Origin of the sequence: Pseudomonas sp. NFACC43 (assembly GCF_900119645.1) — a bacterium.
In the GTDB taxonomy this organism is placed as follows: Bacteria; Pseudomonadota; Gammaproteobacteria; order Pseudomonadales; family Pseudomonadaceae; genus Aquipseudomonas.
Window position 1 is genome coordinate 213,853 of record NZ_FPKK01000008.1, and the last position, 18,876, is coordinate 232,728.

16 protein-coding genes are annotated in these 18,876 nt (G+C 58.4%); 6 read left to right on the forward strand and 10 right to left on the reverse strand.

Features of this window, described 5'->3' with window-relative positions; genetic code table 11:
* Positions 1-68: 68 nt before the first annotated feature.
* The 4 genes from BT179_RS16005 to BT179_RS16020 all read right to left on the reverse strand — a co-directional run bounded on the left by BT179_RS16005 (position 69) and on the right by BT179_RS16020 (position 6,893).
* The gene (locus BT179_RS16005) at positions 69-3,242 is read right to left on the reverse strand and encodes an efflux RND transporter permease subunit (protein ID WP_072431232.1); all 3,174 of its coding nucleotides are present in this window, start codon (positions 3,240-3,242) and stop codon (positions 69-71) included.
* A complete protein-coding gene (locus BT179_RS16010; protein WP_231991074.1) occupies positions 3,242-4,258 on the reverse strand; it encodes an efflux RND transporter periplasmic adaptor subunit in 1,017 nt (338 codons plus the stop codon). Before BT179_RS16010 ends, BT179_RS16005 begins: the two co-directional genes overlap by 1 nt.
* A 176-nt stretch (positions 4,259-4,434) precedes the next feature.
* Complete coding sequence (locus BT179_RS16015; protein WP_072431234.1) at positions 4,435-5,583, reverse strand: acyltransferase family protein; 1,149 nt, start codon at positions 5,581-5,583, stop codon at positions 4,435-4,437.
* Positions 5,584-5,762: 179 nt separating this feature from the next.
* The gene (locus tag BT179_RS16020) at positions 5,763-6,893 is read right to left on the reverse strand and encodes a serine hydrolase domain-containing protein (RefSeq protein WP_371264402.1); all 1,131 of its coding nucleotides are present in this window, start codon (positions 6,891-6,893) and stop codon (positions 5,763-5,765) included.
* A 182-nt stretch (positions 6,894-7,075) separates the two neighbouring features.
* Between BT179_RS16020 and BT179_RS16025 the strand changes: the two genes are divergently transcribed.
* From BT179_RS16025 to BT179_RS16035, 3 genes are all read left to right on the forward strand, one after another.
* Entirely contained in the window at positions 7,076-7,954 is an 879-nt protein-coding gene (locus BT179_RS16025) for a LysR family transcriptional regulator (protein WP_072431235.1), read from the forward strand.
* A gap of 544 nt (positions 7,955-8,498) precedes the next feature.
* Entirely contained in the window at positions 8,499-8,789 is a 291-nt protein-coding gene (locus BT179_RS16030) for a DUF3144 domain-containing protein (protein ID WP_072431285.1), read from the forward strand.
* A 129-nt stretch (positions 8,790-8,918) separates the two neighbouring features.
* On the forward strand, positions 8,919-9,437 hold the full coding sequence (locus BT179_RS16035) for a hypothetical protein (RefSeq protein WP_072398331.1): 519 nt from the start codon (positions 8,919-8,921) through the stop codon (positions 9,435-9,437).
* A gap of 103 nt (positions 9,438-9,540) precedes the next feature.
* On the opposite strand, the gene BT179_RS16040 is transcribed toward BT179_RS16035, so the two are convergent.
* Both BT179_RS16040 and BT179_RS16045 read right to left on the reverse strand, forming a co-directional pair.
* Entirely contained in the window at positions 9,541-10,227 is a 687-nt protein-coding gene (locus BT179_RS16040; RefSeq protein ID WP_177305120.1) for a tetratricopeptide repeat protein, read from the reverse strand.
* A 14-nt stretch (positions 10,228-10,241) separates the two neighbouring features.
* Positions 10,242-10,922, reverse strand: a complete 681-nt coding sequence (locus BT179_RS16045) for a hypothetical protein (RefSeq protein ID WP_072431237.1) — start codon at positions 10,920-10,922, stop codon at positions 10,242-10,244.
* Positions 10,923-11,266: 344 nt separating this feature from the next.
* Here BT179_RS16045 and BT179_RS16050 point away from each other — a divergent pair, with 344 nt between their 5' ends.
* Entirely contained in the window at positions 11,267-11,914 is a 648-nt protein-coding gene (locus BT179_RS16050; protein ID WP_072398328.1) for a hypothetical protein, read from the forward strand.
* A gap of 184 nt (positions 11,915-12,098) precedes the next feature.
* Here the strand turns inward: BT179_RS16050 and BT179_RS16055 are convergent, their stop codons facing one another.
* Positions 12,099-12,959 carry an AraC family transcriptional regulator gene (locus BT179_RS16055; RefSeq protein ID WP_371264399.1) on the reverse strand — a complete coding sequence of 287 codons (861 nt, stop codon included), beginning with the start codon at positions 12,957-12,959 and terminating at the stop codon, positions 12,099-12,101.
* Between the two features lie 811 nt (positions 12,960-13,770).
* Positions 13,771-14,655, reverse strand: a complete 885-nt coding sequence (locus BT179_RS16060; protein WP_072431239.1) for a pirin family protein — start codon at positions 14,653-14,655, stop codon at positions 13,771-13,773.
* Positions 14,656-14,791: 136 nt separating this feature from the next.
* Here BT179_RS16060 and BT179_RS16065 point away from each other — a divergent pair, with 136 nt between their 5' ends.
* Positions 14,792-15,691 (forward strand): LysR family transcriptional regulator, encoded by a 900-nt coding sequence (locus BT179_RS16065; protein ID WP_072391912.1) that lies wholly within the window; start codon positions 14,792-14,794, stop codon positions 15,689-15,691.
* 11 nt (positions 15,692-15,702) lie between these two features.
* On the opposite strand, the gene BT179_RS16070 is transcribed toward BT179_RS16065, so the two are convergent.
* Entirely contained in the window at positions 15,703-16,635 is a 933-nt protein-coding gene (locus BT179_RS16070) for a LysR substrate-binding domain-containing protein (RefSeq protein WP_072391908.1), read from the reverse strand.
* Positions 16,636-17,088: 453 nt separating this feature from the next.
* Here BT179_RS16070 and BT179_RS16075 point away from each other — a divergent pair, with 453 nt between their 5' ends.
* On the forward strand, positions 17,089-18,009 hold the full coding sequence (locus BT179_RS16075; RefSeq protein ID WP_072391905.1) for an MBL fold metallo-hydrolase: 921 nt from the start codon (positions 17,089-17,091) through the stop codon (positions 18,007-18,009).
* 54 nt (positions 18,010-18,063) lie between these two features.
* On the opposite strand, the gene BT179_RS16080 is transcribed toward BT179_RS16075, so the two are convergent.
* Positions 18,064-18,852, reverse strand: coding sequence for an EAL domain-containing protein (locus BT179_RS16080; RefSeq protein WP_092180856.1), 789 nt, complete (start codon positions 18,850-18,852; stop codon positions 18,064-18,066).
* Positions 18,853-18,876 lie beyond the last annotated feature (24 nt).

Sequence of the window (18,876 nt, forward strand, 5' to 3'; positions counted from 1 at the left end):
GCAAGGGTTGGGGACGTTTGCAGTCTAGAGGCGCGCCGAATGCAGAAAAACGCGCTGGAGTTCCGGTGTTAACGGATGTATGTGTCCGCAATGGGAATTGACCGGGCCTGGGGTAGCCGGCGGCCAACACTGCGAACCAGGACGTAGAAGAGCGGGGTGAAGAGCAATCCGAATGCGGTCACGCCCAACATGCCGAAGAACACCGCGACGCCCATCGCCTGGCGCATTTCCGCTCCGGCTCCGGTGGAAATCACCAGGGGGACGACGCCCATGACAAAGGCAATCGAGGTCATCAGGATCGGCCTGAGCCTCAACTTGCTGGCCTCCCAGGCGGCGCTCGACGGGGTGTGCCCCTGGCGTTCCAGATCCCTTGCAAATTCGACGATCAGGATGGCGTTCTTGGACGCCAGGCCCACCAGTACCATCAGGCCTATCTGGGTGAAAATGTTGTTATCGCCTCCGGTCAACCAGACGCCCGCGAGCGCCGAAAGCACCCCCATCGGCACGATCAGGATCACCGCCAGCGGCAGCAGGAGACTTTCGTACAGCGCCGCCAGAACCAGAAAAACCAGGAGCGTGCTGACCGCCAGCACCCAGGCGGTCGTGTCACCGGCCAGCCGTTGCTGGTAGGTCAGGTCGGTCCATTCCATACGTACGCCCTGGGGCAGGGTCTGCCGGGCGATGCGCTCGATGGCTGCTTCTGCCTGGCCCGAAGAGTAACCGGGGGCGGGGGCGCCGTTGACGTCCGCCGCTGTAAAAGCGTTGTAATGCACGACCATTTCCGGCCCATAGCCGGGATCGACCGACAGCAGCGTCGACAAGGGCACCATGTCGCCGTAGGCATTACGAACCTTCAAGCGTTTGATGTCTTCGGGGTGGGCCCTGAACGGCGCATCGGCCTGCGCCCTGACTTGGTAAACACGCCCGAAAAGGTTGAAATCGTTGACGTATAGAGATCCCAGGTAAATCTGCAGGGTCTCGAATACATCGGTTACCGAGACGCCGAGCTGCTTGGCTTTGACCCGATTTAGATCGACGTCCAGTTGGGGCACGTTTATCTGGTAGCTGGAGAAAAGGGGGCCTAATTCCGGCGCCTTGGCAGCCTCGGTCATGAAGGCTTTGACCGCGCTGTCGAGTGCGACATAACCCAGGCTGGCGCGGTCCTCGATCTGGAGTTTGAACCCGCCCAGTGTTCCCAGCCCAAGGACGGGGGGCGGCGGGAAGACCGCAGTGAAGGACTGCGCAATCTTGCTGAACTCGGCATTGAGTTCTGCCGCTATCCGGTTCGCCCCCAACTCCTCGCCGGAACGCTCGGCAAAGGGTTTGAGGATGACGAAGATGATCCCGGAGCTTGAAGAGTTCATCAGACCGTTGACGGACATGCCGGGAAACTCGAGGGTGTGGGCAACGCCAGGATGTTTCAGCGCGATGTCGTTCATTTGCTGGATGACCTGCTCGGTTCGATCCAGCGAGGCACCGGCGGGCAGTTGAGCGAAACCCACCAGGAACTCCTTGTCCTGGGCCGGAACGAACCCCGTCGGTAGCGTGTGGCTCAACCAGGCGCAGGCACACAGCAGAACCGCGAACACCGCGAACGTCCTGCCCTTGTGCGCCAGCACACCGTGTACGCCGGCACCATAGTGCTCCTCGGCTTGCTTGAATCGACGATTGAAACCTTTGAAAAAACGCCCCATGACTTTGTCGATTCCACGTTCCAGCGGATCCTTTGGCGCGCCGTGTGGCTTGAGCAGCAGGGCGCAGAGGGCCGGGGAAAGTGTCAACGAATTGAATGCCGAGATCACCGTGGAAATGGCTATGGTCAAGGCGAACTGGCGGTAGAAACCGCCAGAAAGGCCGGGCATGAACGCCAATGGAATGAACACGCAAACCAGCGTAAGGGTGATGGCGACGATGGGTTTGCTCACCTCTGCCATTGCCTGGTAAGTGGCCTGGTGCGGTGACAACCCTTGGCTGATGTTGCGTTCGACATTTTCCACCACGACGATCGCGTCATCCACGACGATGCCGATCGCCAATACCAGGCCGAACAGTGACAACGCGTTGATGGAGAATCCGAACGCCAGCAAGAACGCCAGTGTGCCGACGATGGATATCGGCACAGCCAGCAATGGAATGACCGAGGCGCGCCAGGTTTGCAGGAACACGATCACCACCAGCACCACCAGCACGATGGCTTCGAACAGAGTGCTGATCACCGCATCGATACTGGAACGGACGAACTGGGTCGGGTCGAAGACGATTTTGTAATCGACGCCTGCCGGCATATCGGCCTTGGCTTGAGTCATGATTTCCCGAGCCCGGGCTGAAATGTCCAGCGCGTTGCCGCCCGCCATCTGGAAAACTCCGAAGCCTACCGCCGGCTGCCCGTCGACTAGCGAGCGAAGCGCGTAGGTGGAAGCGGCCAATTCGATCCGGGCCACATCGCGCAAGTACGTCACGCCCCCGTCCGGTACCGTCTTGATGACGATATTGCCGAATTCCTCTTCGGTTTTCAGCCGACCTTTGGCGTTGACCGAAAGCTGCAGTGGAACGCCCGCGTTCATGGGCGACGCGCCTATGACGCCGGCCGCGACCTGAATGTTCTGTTCTCGTATGGCCGCCACCACTTCGCCGGCGGTGAGGCCTCGCTGTACAACGCTGTCGGGGTCGATCCAGATACGCATGGCGTAGTCGCCGCCGCCCCAGATGCGCACTTCGCCGACGCCAGGGATACGTTCAAGCTGGCTCTTGATGTTAAGGATGCCGTAGTTGCGAAGGTAGTTGGCGTCGTATTCGTTGTTGGGCGACACCAGATGAATCGCCAGGGTCTGGGTCGATGACGATTTGCTGGTGGTGACGCCAAGGTTCAACACGTCGGCCGGCAGGCGTGGGAGCGCTTCGGAGACACGGTTCTGTACCAACTGCTGAGCCTTGTCGGGGTCGGTGCCCAGCGCGAATGTCACATTGATCGCCAAGGTGCCATCGCTGTTGGCCTGCGATTGCATGTACAGCATGCCTTCCACGCCGTTGATACGCTCTTCAAGCGGCGCGGCGACGCTCTCAGCCACCACTTTGGGGTTGGCACCTGGGTATTGGGCGTTCACCACGATCAACGGCGGCACCACATCGGGGTACTCCGACACTGGCAGCCGCGTTAGCGAGAGTATCCCGGCCAGCAATACAAGAGCGCTGAGGACGCCGGAAAAAATCGGACGGTCGATGAAAAATCCGGAAATGTTCATCATTGTTGCGCCTGTGGTTGGGAAGGCGCACGTACCGGAGCAACCTGGGAGCCCGGTGTCGCCAGGTGCAGGGAACTCACGACCACCTGCTCCTCGGGTGAGATGCCCTGATCAATGACCCGTAGCGCACCCTGACGTATCCCGGGCTTGACCTGGCGATACTGGACGCGGCCCTCGGCATCGACCACCAGTACGTACTTTTTGTCCTGGTCGGTGCCGATGGCGCTGTCGTCGACCAAGGTTGCCGGGCGGCTGGCACTGCCTGGCAGCAGGACCCTGGCAAACAGGCCCGGGCGCAGCTCTCCGTTGCTGTTGTCGAAACTGGCCCTGACGCGGATAGTGGCTGATCGAGTATCCAGCCGGTTGTCCAGGGAGCTTAGGTTGCCCTTGCGTGGATAACCCTCTTCGTGGGCCAGCCCGAGCATGACGGGTACCGGATCGCCTGCGGGGCGGTTGCCCAGGTAGCGCAGGAAGGTTTGTTCATCCACGTCGAAGTCCGCGTAGATCGGAGAGATGGACACCAGGTTCGTCAGGGCTGTGGAGCGCTCTCCCACGTCAACGATATTTCCCGGTGTCACCTCCACCCGTGAGGCGCGACCGTCAAATGGCGCGAGGATGCGGGTGTGCTCCAGGTCGAGCCGGGCCAGTTCGACCCTGGCCTGGGCTTCATTGACCCTGGCCTGAGCTTCGTTGGCGCTCTGTATGCGCTTGTCCAGGTCGGTTTTCGCGATGGCATTGCTGGTGATTAAATGCTCGTAGCGCTGCAGCTCTTTCTGCGCAAACAGACTCATCGACCTGGCGGCCACCAGCGCGGCTTGGGCTTGTTGCAGCGTCGCGGCATAAGGACGAGGGTCGATCTCGAACATCAGGTCGCCTTTGCGCAGCAGCGCGCCGTCCTTGAAGTGCACACTGATGAGCGTACCGGCCACCAGAGGCTTTATGACTACGGTGTCGGTGGCGACCAAGCGACCGGTGTAGCTCTGCCAGTCGACGACATCTCGCGTGATGGCGCTCATCACTTGCACCTGAGGCAGCGGAGCGGGGGCGCTTTTAGCCTGGGCTACCGGGGCCCGCATGCTGATTGCGAAGCCGGCGATTAGCGCCAGCGCCAATAAGCCGAGTGCCCAAACGGGCACGCCGCTCAACCTGCGAATAAACGATGACATGGCTAGCATCCTTTCCAGTGGAGAAATCAAACCTGAGGAACACTCATTGGTCGCTCGATCGGCTTGGCTTTGCCCCAACGTCGCATGGCGGGCCGCTCGACGAAGGCGAAAAGCAGCCAGCCCCCCAGGATCGACAGGCAGAACGTGGCCGCGAGAATCAGAGAGGCCGGTACTACTGCGAAACGTTGTCCATCCAACAGCGAAGTCACGCACATCATGATCAGCAGGTGGACCATGTAGAACCCGAACGAGATCTCTCCCAGCCAGACCATCAGTGGATGACGAAACCAGGACTTGAGCTGCGCGACGTCGGCGGCAGCCAGGCTGGTGATCAGCAAGGCAATCGGAATGACGGTGGTGAGTGACAAGCTGTAGATGAAGGGCATTTCTCCTGCGAGGAAGTATGTCGCCGCCGCCAATGCCAGCGTCGGTGCGACCGGGATCGCAATCCAGCGTCCCGCCATCAGGATGCGGGCCATCAACATGCCGAGAACGAACTCGAACAACCGTAGCGGCGGAAAGTAGTAAGCCAACCACCACTGGCTCAGGGAGATGGGGTATTCGGCGATCTGCGGTGCATCGTCGACAACCTCGGCGATGAGCCAGTGGGTCACAGCCATCGCACAGACTGTGAGGCCCGCGGTCAGCCAGAGGCGGTCCTCGCCGACCTTCCACAAGGCGCGCAAGAGAAACGGAAACGCCAGGTAGAAAACCAGTTCACAACACAGGGACCAGGAAGGCCCGTTGACACTCAGGAACACCGACATGTCCGGGACCCAGGCATGAACCAGCAGCAAGTTGGGCAACCAGGCACTCACGGCTGTCAGCGGTACAGCGAACAAGATCATCGCCAGGACGAAGGTGACCAGATGATTGGGATAGATCTTCACCAGGCGACGGCGCCAGAACGCCCCAAGCGTATCGTCCCTGCGGGCCGACCAGGTTATGACGAAACCACTGAGGACGAAAAAAAACGATACGCCAAGCCAGCCCCCCACGCTGAACAAGCGCTGGAAGCCGGCGACAATGTGCTGGTCGGCAAAGGGGTTGAATCCGATGATCTTTGTCAGTGAGGCGTGAAAGAAGAACACCAAGGCAGCCGCGACAAATCGAAACCCCGTCAGGGAGTCCAGGCGTACGTTGGCATGGTTGTGATACAGGCGTGAATGCGTCATGAGTCGATACCTTTCAATAAAGATCCGCGGCGCTGTCGAAAGCCCAGGCGCCTGGTCAATTCCATGGGGCAGGTAGCCAAAAAAAAGCTGGACAACTCAAACTGCATTCGCATGAAGGCCGGCTCTCAAGCCGGTCTTTTCATCATGAACTCCTTATCGCCGCGTGAACCTTTGGCCATTCAGGCACCGTATACGGCGTTGCATAGATCGACGGTGAACTGCCCGAACATGCCTTCGAACGCCGTGTTGGTGAAGGCCACCACGCAGATCTGTTGCACCGGATCGACGAACCAGGAATGACCGAAAGCCCCACCCAGACGCCACGTGCCAACGGACTCGGTCGTTTGTGCGGCCTGCGGGTCAGTCAGCACGGTGAATCCCAGGCCGAAACCACGGCCAGGCCAATTGGCGAGTTCCAGATTGCCGGTCTGGACACTTCCCATTTCTTTCGCAAGGGCCGCTGGCATGAGCGGCCCACCACCCTGGCGCAAGGTTTCGAGCAGGGTCAGGAACTCTTCGGCGGAGCCGATCATGCCGGAGCCTCCCGATGGATAGGCACTGCTATCGAGGGCCCGATCCGCGTCCATCCGGATACCTGCAGTGTTCTCGAATACTTCGATCACTTCGACGCCATTCATGCGGCGTGGAACGGGATCGGCATTGAGGTAGGCGGCTGTCAGGCGGGAGGTGTCGACGACGTTGAAGCGGGTGTCGGACAGGCCGAGAGGCTCGCACACCAGTTGATTGACTGCTTCAGCCAGGCTACTGCCGCATACCCTGGCGATGAGGGCACCCAACACGTCGGTGGCAATGGAATATCCCCAGTTGGTGCCGGGGCGATAGAGCAACGGCGCGGTCGCCAGCCGCCGGATGTTTTCCTCCAGGGTCAGCGGTGCGCTCTCCAGCCCGTCACACACACCGGCCTGCGCGTAGGCGCCGCCACCCTGGGCTTCGAGAAAACCATAATTCAGGCCTGCTGTATGGCTGAGCAATTGGCGCACGCTGATAGACACCCGAGTGCCGTCCGCCAGGGTCGGCTGGAACTCCGGTAGCCAGCGGGCGATAGGGTCATCCAGGCCAATGCGGCCTTGGGCAACCAAGGCCAGGGCGGCCGCCGAGGTGATAGGTTTGGTGACCGAGGAGAGCCGGAACAGGGCGTCGGTGCGCATCGGTATCCCGGCCTCTCTGTCGGCCAGGCCCACCGCGTTTCGATAGGTGATTTCGCCACGGCGGGCAACCAGTACGACAGCTCCCACCAGGCGTTTGTCTTCAATGGCGCTGCTCAGCGCAGCGTCAATTCGGGCCTGCATAGGGTCAGTGGCGATAGCGCTGGATAACTGAATGGATGCTTTGGCGGTCATGATCGCGATTCCCTGCTGTGATAGACGGTTGTCATGCTAGGTCGCAGACGGCAGGGGAAACAGAGGCTAGAATTCCGGACACATCGGACGTTTCGTTCCGCAATCAAAGCGCCAATACTCAAGGAGAGAGCGTGGACAACCTCAGCGGTATCTCGGTTTTCGTCCAGGTCGCCGAAACCCGTAGTTTTGTCGCAGCCGGTCGGCAATTGGGTGTGTCGTCATCGGCCGTTGGCAAAAGCGTCGCGCGCCTGGAGCAGCGCCTGGGAGTCAGGCTGTTTCATCGCAGCACTCGAAGCATCAACCTGACAGCGGAGGGCATGCTTTTCCTGAACCGCTGCCAGCGTGTGCTCAATGAACTGGAAGCAGCGGAGCTCGAGCTGTCCAGCTCCAGCAGCGAACCCCGTGGCAAGCTGCGCGTGAGCCTGCCCTTGGCAGGGCAGTTCCTGTTCACTTTGTTGTCCCGCTTTGCCAAGCGATACCCGGACATCCATTTGGAGCTGGACTTCAGCGACCGTCTGGTGGATGTCGTGGAGGAGGGCTTTGATGCCGTGGTCAGAACCGGCGAATTGAACGACTCTCGTCTGGTGGCGCGGCGATTGGGCGCCTTCCGTTTCCTGCTGGTGGGTGCTCCGGCCTATTTCCAGGCCCAGGGCGTGCCCTTGGACGCTGGCGACTTGAGCAACCATGACTGCTTGTTGTACCGAGTGCCTTCCACCGGGAAGCTCGAGCGCTGGCCGCTACCGGATAAAACTCACAATGGCGCGCAGGATTTGCCGGCAGTGCTGGTTTGCAACAACATCGACATGCTTTTCAACGCCGCCATGGAAGGTCGGGGCATCGCCTGCCTGCCGGAATTTGCCGTCAAGGATGCCCTTGAGTCCGGAGAGTTGCAGGCGGTGCTGACCCAAGATGTCACCCGCACCATCCACTTCAGTGTGCTGTGGCCGCCGAACCGCTTCATCACGCCCAAGCTGCGTTGTTTCGTAGATTTCATCTCCCTGCATATGTAAGTGATCAACCGTCTAGATCCGATGACAGTTCCTTGAGGAAATCCTGGATCTCGTCTTCGTCGATTTTGACGTTCAGCGTCTTGCAGAGATGATCGGGTCACCCTGCACGTGAGCGTAGCTGTCACCGAATGCGTGGATCAGGAACCCCGGTTCCCAGCCAGGCACCTCGAAGTTTGGCCATCCTTGCCGTAGTAGGGGATCAGTACACCCAAGTTGCCCGCCGACAAAGAGTGGACCTCGGATTGCCGGCCTGGATCGGCCCGGGGCACTTTGAGCCTGTGAATCTCTGGCGACGTTGAAGAACAGCCGTATAACAGCGCAAAAGCAACCTTTCCATAACTATCGAAATAACCGGATTGGTTGACCAATTCGCCCAGCGTTTCGCACGTGAGGCAGGGTTTGACGGTGTTGAAATCCACGGCACCATTGGCTGCGAAGATAAGTATTCCTTTGACTGGTCTTGCCGGGGCTCGATGGAGGCAGCTGCAATCCTGCCGCGCAATATGCTCCAATGGCATCCTTCCTTGAATATCGAGACCTCATCATGGCTGACGCCTCCGACCAAGCCTTCTACGACCGTGCAGACGCCCATATCGAACTGTCCAACGAACAGATCAAGACCCATGGAGATCTCGGTGGGGTCAGCGCCTCAATGATGTTCGGCACCACTCGTTTCAATGCTTGGGCGAGCGCGCAGAACTTCAAGTCTGATGCCGAAATGGCTGATGCTCGAGAGGCGCTGTTGAAGTATTTCTGCGATCAGTACCGGATGATGCTCGAGGATAATCTTGATGATCACATCAACAATTTCAGTCAGTACATGCAGGTGAAATAGGTTCAGGTTCAGGTGCCGGCACATCCAGACCTACTCGCATCTGCACTCAATCCATTACCATTGAACCGCTTTTCAACAGTCCCAAGTCTCTGACTGGCTAGGGCACCCGATGGAACCAGGGAGAAAGGGATGTACGTCAAACAAAAGTATGGCCGGTTCATCTTGCTGGCCGGCGCGTTACTGGTCAGCGGTTGCACTTCGTTTCTACAGGGCAAGCAATATGTCGTCCCCGGACCCGCTGACCCTTCAGCAACGGTTCGCCTCAAGGCTGGAGGAGGGGCGAGGCTGGATGCCATGACCTTCAGCGATAATGGATGCTATGCCGGTTATACGGTCCTGCCCTCCAACGGGGAACATATCGAATCACGGGTTGCCGTGGACAAAGAGCTGATCCTGACCTATTGGCAAGTCGCGGGTAGCAGCGCTTGCAAGATCCCGTTCTCCTTCAAGCCACAGAACGGAGCCACTTATACCTTGATTTCGGGCTCCTGGACCGAGCCTAAGGCTGGCATTCTTCCGATCTTCAACCGTGACGAGTCTTTCTGCGGGGTGGCCGTCATCAAGAAGGTCGGTGAACAGGAAAATATCGAACCCATTCAGCAACTGCGGATCAAGACCGGGTTCGGGTGCCTCAGGTTCGTCAAATAAAGACATTGAGGCCAGTGGCAAAGCAGAGGGGGAGTGCAATGACAATAACCATGGCACTGCGCCCCCAAGATCGAAACTGCCCGACATTAAGCCGGCTCAGCCATTACGGTACGGAAACCCCGAGTTCGGCGAGCTTGGCCTTATGTTTCTCCAGCAGGTATTTCTTGTCGACCAGCGCCAGGAATTTCTTGAAGTCGGCCCTGGCATCATCCTTCGCCCCCAAATGGTCGTACGCGACCCCGCGGGTGTAATAGGCCCAGGCATAGTCCGGCTGGCGTTCAAGGCCGGCGCTGAAGGCTTCGGCGGCCTCTCGGTATTGGCCCAGGTCCGTCAGGGCCAGGCCTAGATGATAGTAGGTCGGCATATGGAAGCCGGAGCCCTTACCGGCTTCTCCCAGTCCGTTGTCGAGGTTGTACTGCACAAGTTCGAGTGCTTTCTTGGGGTTGCCGGCCTCACGATACATCGCGCTCAAATCCAGGTTCGCCCGCGGATCTGGCTTGACTGCCAATTGGATGGATTTTTCCTTGGCAGTCACGGCTTGGGAAAATTGGTTGAGGTTGCTGTGGGCTTCAGCCTGCACCGCATAAATCACGCTTTGCAGCGAGGCGGGCAGTGTATTTTTCTGCAAGCACAGATCACCTTCCTGCAGCACCAGGGTGTAGTTTTCGGCCTTGAGCGCCTTCAATTGATTGGAGCAATGGGCGAGATTGGCTCTTTGCGGATTCTGCATCCCGGCACATCCTGTGAGGAGGAGGGAACAAGCGATCAGTGCGGACCAGCGAGCATTCATGGAAAACATCCTTGTCAGTCGAGCAGATGAGCGTTGAGGTCAGGGCGATAGACCTGCAGCAACGGCGCGGTCACGGTGCCTTGTAGCGAGCAGAACACGGTGGTACGTCCTGCGAGCGGCGGTTTCATGTCGCCCGTATCGACCATCAAGGCGCGGTCTACGAAACCAAACGGAGTAGCAACCCCCGGGCCGGTCAACCCTTCGGTGCGCCATTGGCCGATCGGATCACCGATGCGACGGATTTCGGCGCGGGTGATGGCTTGGCCCTGGCTGGCGAAACGTGCGTTATCGACAATGAGTGGCTTGAGTTTCGTGGCCACCTCTTGTGGCGAGCCATCTGCCACGAATCCCCAAAACAGAAAATTGCCGACGCTTTTGATGGTTTGGGCCTGGTTGTAATAGCCGACCATACGCACGCCATTGATGATCAGGGGTGTTTCTAAGTGCTGGTAAGTGCCACCTTCCTGCAACGGATCCCTGACGGTCGGCGCCTTGACCGAGCCGTAATCACTCAGGCGCAAGGTAGCTGCAGGGAGACGGGCGTCGCGCAGGCTTTCGAAGAAATGTGCATCGCAGCGAGAAAATTCGCTAAACAGTTGCTCGGGCGTGGTGTCGGGCTGAGCCTGGGCCGTACAGGCACCGGCGACGGCGAGCAAGGCAACGCCGGGGAGAACAGAGCGGAACATTGAAATCATCCGTGAGACAAGAATGAAGGCTGTCGGCCTATCAGGGGCGAACTTTAGTAAGACGGGGCGGAGGAGGGGTTAGCGTCGGCGTCTCAGAATAAAAGATCGGGTCTGGTCGAGGATGGCACAGCAGAAATTTTCAATAGATCACTACACATCGTTGGGGTGGCCAAGCCACCTTGGATGATCATGGTTGAGCTCATTCTCGTCGCGTCTTGCCGCGGGGCGAGACAGGCTTCTCGCGATCTTGACCCGACATCCGTCGTGTTCCTGTCGCTTGCGAAACGCCGAGCCTGACCTAGCCTGACGAGGTGGCTTCATCGTCTCCAGCAATATCTTGTGAGAAACAAAGCATGCCTACAGACTACATAGTGACAAAGAGACAGGCACAATTGCTGAGGCTTGGCAACGCAGTGATCGACATTATCAAGGGGTTAACTCCCTACGGTAGTGGCAATCAGTTGGATGAGGAGTACGCCGCCTCACACATTCGTACTGCGGCCACCTACAACTTCATGGAAAATCCAGTCAACAGCGCCATGCTAAGACCTCGGCGTATATTAGAAATCGCCAAAAGAACAGGTGCGGGCAATTGCGATCAGCTGGGGGCAATGGCTTACGCAATCTGCAGGGATTATCTGTCGTCAGATTATTATTCAGCGTGGGTCGGCACCAACGCCCACACGTTTGCTTTGATTGGACATAACTCTGGAGATGCTGAGGACGCCATAGCGGTGGACGCTTGGCCTCAGCGGCCGCAAGCGGTGTTGTATAAACACCACTTCTGTTACGGCATGCAATTCGACACCCATGCCGCAAAGCCAGGTACAGGGCGAGGGAGGTACAAGGAATCAACGGCAGCTGAAGGCCTTAATTTCAAAATATCGAATCAATGGGACGCCGTATTCAACAATGCTGAGATTCAAAACTGGAGATATGAGAATAATAACGTTGTGACCCCATGGAGGGGCCGTCAATATCGATACGTTACCGTCGGTTAACACATATCGCTGTCGCATCGAGTCTCGCGTTTCCACACAATCTTATAGACACACATAAACATTGAATCGCCCCGGGTTTCGTAGACCACTACATGCGTGTCGACGAGCTAGCTGCCCATAGGTAGCCACTGTGAAGTGTCCTTAGAAATAAGAAGTGGCTACCCAAGGCAGTGTATCGTTCACGCTATTGCAACGGAACATACACGTCAGTTTTCCACTGGTCCTGCGGCGTCTCGGGAAAGAGGCTCAGGTAATGGAAGAACAGTGGCTGGTCACGCAGTTCCTCTTCACTGGCAGGAAGCCAATCGCGGTAAATCGGATAGATCGTTTCGCCGATGTGATCCGGTGACCCCACATGTCGCACCACGGCGCAGCGCCCGCCTGGAATCACGGTCTCCCGCACCCCGAACTCATTTGGCGCCACGGCCTCGTGAATTTCGCCGCAGATTGCGAAGCGAAATGCCTGCGCAGGTGTCGTATCGGGGTTGCCAAAGGGAATGCCGAAGCTGCGACTCGAAGCTACCGGCGACTGTCCGCTTTGCTTGCGCCACTCGATGAACTTGCGCACGCTCTCATTGAGAAGCCCGGCGGGCCCGCGATGTTCAAATGCCGCGACCCTGACTTCAGGGAATTGCACGACTCGTATCTGCATCATGATCGTCCTGGAAAAATGAGGGATTGCGAACACCGTATTCCAGACCTGCCAGTTCGGCTCTTTTCTGAAAGCACTCGGCGACATACCGAACGCCCGGCTGAAGGCCCTGCAAAATGCCTCCGGACTTTCGAAGGCAGCACCCAGTGCTGCCTCCAGTACCGAGTGCTCCGCGACGGTTGCCAGGCGATGCGCCGCGCGTCGTAATCGCATCAGTTGCACATAACGTGAAACAGGCACACCTACGAACGCGCTGAATTGCCGATGGAAGTGAAATGCCGAAAAGTTCGCCACACGGCTCAACGTATTCACCGACAGATCACCTTCGAGATTCTCATCAATGTAGGTGAGGACGGCGTTGAAGCGTTTTGTGTAAGCGACGTTGGTCGACATGTCGGGCACTGGGTAAATGCTCCTGGAGGTACGGTCGGCGATAGAGTCGACTATAGCAACGTGAACGTGCCTAGCCGCGTTTGCTCAATGCACGGATCGGATTGACTCATGTAGCTCAACGCAGCTCAAAGGTCGAGCATGTCAATTCAGCAAGGCTGAGCGAGGCATTGCGAGGGTGCTTGTCCGAATCTTTCCAGTGCTTGCGCGAGGTGGCATAGAGGGAGGCAGGGTGGGAAGGTCGTTGGTTTGGCTGGATTACGGTAATGGCGGCAAAGTTCGGTTTTCAGGTACAGGTGACAGCTAGTGATAAACAGGAAAACACACACTGTTTAACATAATATACATTATGCGTAACTATTTGTTTCAGAGCCGGACCGCAACACCCGGTTTGAAACCCATCCCGTGATCAACCTCTGTAGCGTTTGTCTGGACCTCGGAAACATAACCCAGGAACCCAGGAACCCAGGAACCCAGGAAGAGTTTCCTGGAAACCGCGCTCCTTGTGACAAGCGATCACGCTGACCAGAGTCCACCGTTACGGATAACGGTCTCTGGTGAACACATCACGGTAACGCTCGAACGAATCTTCCGCTGCCCAGTGCCGCCGTTCTACAGATCTGCAGGCGCGGTATGAAGCCACTTCAACAGGTCGTGACCGTCAAGCTGTACTTGCGACTTGCCGATTGACTGAAGATGCTGGTGCGCCGCTCTGGGTGCATCAACGTCAGGATCTACCTTGGATGCTGAGATCGGGCACGGACATGAAACTCTTCAGCTGGATCTCCATACCGATCATTGAGCGACGCTTCTTTTACTTGAAGATCGGCACCGAGCCCGACCGGTTCCGAAGCTGTTCCTGCTCCCGCAGCCTAAGACCGATTTCGGCGATTTTCTGCTCGCCGGCGCGCAATGCCTCGGGGCTGGTGTGGACCGAGTAGTAACCGAGATGAAGATCGAACGGGTGCGCAATGGCTGAGCCAATGACAAACACCGCATCGCCCTCTCCCGCCGTGATGCGTATCGAAGCGCTGCCTGGCTCGAACACCACCATCTCTCCCGCTTCGACAACATCCGGCGATGTCAGTTGTCCACGGGCGACGCTCAGCCACAAGGCGTCATGGCCTGCTGGTGGGGTGTATTCCCAGCTGGTGCCTTCTGAAAGAGTAACCAGCAGGTAGTTGATACCCTCGGGGGCCCGAACCGGACTTCGGACCCCCGCATAGTGGCCGAGAATGACCCGGGCTGGGCCCGCTTCAGGCATCGCAGCGGCCTCCAGGTATTGGCTGTCGACGGCCGCGTTCTCCAGGTCTGGAGGTAACGCGATCCATAGCTGAAAGCCCTGGACGCGTTCAGAAGTGCCGGCGCTCATCTCTTTGCCATGCCAGACACCGCCGCCGGCTCGCATCCATTCGACGCCGCCATAGGCGATTTCGCCGCTGCCGGACTCAGGATCATCAAAGTGCAGATTGCCTTCGGTGATGACCGTGACCGTGGCGATTCCTGAATGAGGGTGCATGGCCATCTGGCCGAGAAACGACCTGTCGCCTTCGAACAAGTCGAGGAATACGAAGGGTTTGATCAACTGGCCCAAGTCCGACGGGCTCATGAGCCGGACAATCGGCCCATGCTTGTGCCCCCGGGTGCGGTGAGTGATCCGACGGGAAACCATTGCATTGCCAAGCGCTGAAATACCCATGACAACTCCTCGAAGAATGATCGGTCCGCCCGTACAAAGCCTGGCGGCGGCGTATGTGCAGTGATCATAAGGAATCGGCATTAAGCTGATTAGAGCCTACAATTGCTTTTCACTCGGCCATTTTTGGAGTAATCGAATGTTCGATCTGAACGACGTGGCCATTTTTATCCAGGTCGTCGAATCCGGAAGTTTCGCCGGCGGCGCACGGCGCATGGGCGTTCCGCCCAACACGTTGAGCCGGCGGATCAAGCAGTTGGAGGACACGATGGGCGTGCGGCTGTTACACCGTTCGACCCGCAAACTGGCACTGACCGATGCGGGCCGGGCGTTGTTCGAACAAAGTGCCTCCCAGATCGGAGAGCTGCTGGAAGTGAGCCGACGCTTTGCCGACCGCAGCCAGGAACCTGCGGGACGGGTGCGTGTGGCCGTGACGGCAGATTTCTTCGACGTGTTCCGCATGGAGTTCGTTGCCGGTTTCCTGGCTCAATATCCCAGGATCCAGCTGGATTTCCTGCTGAGTGACCATCGTGTCGACCTGATTGCCGAAGGCATCGACCTGGCGTTCAGATCGGGAATGCTGCCTGATTCCAGCCTGGTCGCACGCAAGATATTCATTGGTAGCCGCATGCTTGCCGCCAGCGCAGGTTATCTGGAGCAGCATGGATCGCCTTCGCATGTTTCCGAACTGAACCAGCACCTGTGCATTTTCCCTTCCAGCCCCTCAGGTCAAGCCACGTGGCGCTTTTCCGGGCCGGGCGGCGCCGCGGACATCGTGGTGACCGGGCGAGTCTGCGCAAACACCGCTCAGGCGCAATTGAAGGCGGCGGTCGCGGGCCTGGGCATCTGTTTCTTGCCGGGGCCCATCCTGCATGCCAGCTTGAGGAACGGAGCGCTCGTCGAAGTGCTTCCCGAGTTTCGCCAACAAGACATCGACCTGTACGTGGTCTATCCGAGTCGACGCCAGATTCCGTTGGCGGTAAGCACGTTTGCCGATCAGGCCGTCACTCATTTGCTCGAAGAAATGGCCTTCCAATAGCGGCTGGATGATCAGGCCACGGCCAAGGACAAGCAATACTCGGGCTGCCGCTCAAGATGTCGGGCGAAGCAGGAGCGCAGCCAGCGTTCTCGAGGATCGGCATGGCTGGTGCCCCGCCATGCCATTGCCAGATCGGGACTTGAAAGCTGCAGCGGCGGGTATTCAGCGCGCAGTCCATGGATCCGGGCCATCGCCTGAGCCGCGTAGTCGGGTACGACCGCAAGCATGTCGCTATCGACCAGCAGCGCGGGCAAGGCGCTGAACTGCGGGACCGCCAGCACGACACGGCGCCGACGGCCATGGCAAGCCAGGGCACGGTCCACATGATCGGTTACCTTTCCCAGGGCAGATACTGTCACATGGGGGCGCCGGCAGAACTCATCGAGGCTCATGGGACCTGCCGAGTCGGCGCATAGCAGCATCGGCTGCACCGGGCGCAGACTCCGGCAGTGAGCCCGGGCCGGTAGTTCCTGGGCTTGGCCGACACCCAGGGAAATGTCCCCGGCAATCAGCAACTGCGGCAATTGCCACGAATCCACCCGGCGTACCACCAGGGTAATGTTGGGGGCCTCAGCTCGAAGATGCTGCATCAACTGAGGCAGCAGTGCGTACTCCACTTCGTCACACAGCCCGACGTGAAAAGTCTCCTCGCTGGTGCGCGGATCGAAGGTCTGCGCGCAGCTCAGGGCCAGGGCAACACTCTCCAGCGCGGGCCCCAGATGGACATGAATTTCCTCGGCCCGCGCGGTGGGCTCCATCAGCCGTCCGGTCCGGATGAACAACGGGTCATCGAACATTGTCCGGAGCCGGTTCAGCGCGCTGCTGACAGTGGCCTGGCCGAGGAAAAGACGCTCTCCTGTCCGGGTGACATTGCGTTCGCGCATCATGGTTTCGAAGATCACCAATAAGTTGATATCGGCATGTCGCAGGTCATATCTGTTCATCTTATCCGCCGCCTGAGGAAGTTGATGTTCAACAGCCCTTATTTCGTCCCTCTATCGATGGGACTTTCGAGACGACCTGAGTATTTCAAGCGAGTACCTGCCAGTCACTTGTACATGGGTTCAACGGGGTCGTCCGTTGGGTATCCAGAATAATACTTGTGTATTGCCTCGCTCGTTTCCAGCCGAGGGCTCGGGCTCCGTCTGAGCCGAAGCAGTTCGGCGCCTGACACTTCTGCGGACGATACTTTCGTATGGTTCTGTCCAACGCATGAGTGATCGCCCTACACCCATGTAGAACTGTGCCTGGAAGTTTTCCTATCTAGCATTCACTCACGGCAGCCCACTGCAACTCCATAACGCATATCGCGGTTAACGGTGAGCAGCCTGTCGTGCCGAAATGCTCGAAAGGATCAATAGCCCTATCCCTCTAGATGAACTAACAGGAGAACGACCATGAGCACTTACCTGAACAGTTTCGCCCCCGACAGTGCCTTGCCGACTCAGGAGTTGGTGCCCTCGCGCTATGCCCTGCGCCTGGGTGAGATCGATGTGCTGGTGGTCAGCGATGGCGTGCTGCCGCTGCCGACCGAAACCATGTCCACCAATGCCGATCCGAGCGAGCGTGAAGCCTGGTTCAAAGAAATGTACCTGGGGCCGGACATGTTCGATTGGGCGCTGAACGTGCTGGTTGTGCGTAGCGGCGAACAACTCATCCTGGTCGATGCCGGCCTGGGCAACCAGTTCCCCGGTTTTCCCCGCGCGGGACAGTTTCCCAAACGCTTGAAGGATGCCGGCATCGAGCTGTCTGCCATCACCGATATCGTGATCACCCATATGCACATGGACCATATCGGTGGGCTGCTGGTCGATACGGTGAAGCAAGGCTTGAGCCCGAATGTGCGTATTCATGTCACGGCCACGGAAGTCGATTTCTGGAAGATTCCCGACTTCAGCCTGACCGAAATGCCTCAACCGGTGCCGGACGTCCTGCGCCGGACTGCCAACCAGTTCATTGCGCACTATCAGGATCGCCTGCAGACCTTCGAAGACGAGCACGAAATAGCCCCGGGCGTGGTCGCGAAACTCACCGGCGGACACACGCCAGGCCATTGCATCGTCTATGTGAATTCCGGCGGCGAACGCCTGACCTTTGCCGGCGACGCCCTATTCCCGGTGGCTTTCGATCATCCTGAATGGCACAACGGTTTCGAGCACGATCCGCAGGAGTCGGTCCACGTGCGTGTACGTCTGTTGCGAGAGGCTGCGGCAAGCGGAGAGCTGTTCGTTGCGACTCACCTGCCCTTCCCCTCGGTTGGCCGTGTGGCGCTGGACGGCACTGCATTCCGTTGGATTGCAGCCTACTGGGACTACTGAGAATCGACAGGTAGCTGACATTTGATCCTGTCGAACTGGCTCCCACTCACCTTTTCAATCGAAGACGCAGGTGGGAAGCCGCCCTACTTCAGGCCGCGCATACAGGTAGCCTTGCATCAGCTCGACCCCCAGGTTCAGGAGCTCGGCACTTTCTCCACGGGTCTCGATACCTTCAGCTATCACGGTGATCCCCAAGCGTTTCGCCACCAGGATGATGCCCTCGACGATGGCTTGCTTAACCGGGTCCTGATCGATGGTGCGGGTCAAGGCCATGTCGATCTTCATGACGTTGGGCTGGAACATGGCCAACAGATTGAGACCTGAATAGCCGGAACCGAAATCGTCGATCGCCGTGGTGAAACCCTGGCGTTCGTATTCCGTGAAGATGGACCTGAGGTGTTCCGGGTCGTCCACCCTTTCGCCTTCGGTCACTTCGAACATGAGCCGTTCGGGCGGGAAACTGGCCTGGCGGGCGGCTTCCAGCGTAGCGCGTATACAAGTCTCGGCCCGATACACCGCATTGGGCAGGAAGTTGATGCTCAACAGGCAGTCGGGAATATCGAGGATACCCAGCCTGGCCGCTTCCTCGATGGCCTTGACCCTGCACGCCTGGTCGAACCGATAGCGGTTACCGTCATTGACCAATCCCAGGATATGTGACGCCGATTCGCCATTGATGCCCCTCACCAAGGCTTCATAGGCAAACGTGGTGCCTGTGCGGACATTGAAGATAGGCTGGAAAGCCATGGTGAAATCAAACCCGAGTGCCACGTGGTCGCGGCATTCAGCACAACCGATGGATTTGAAGGGTCGAGAGGAAAATTGCTCGGTCATGATCATCATCCGTCGCGGTCACGGGACGTCCCT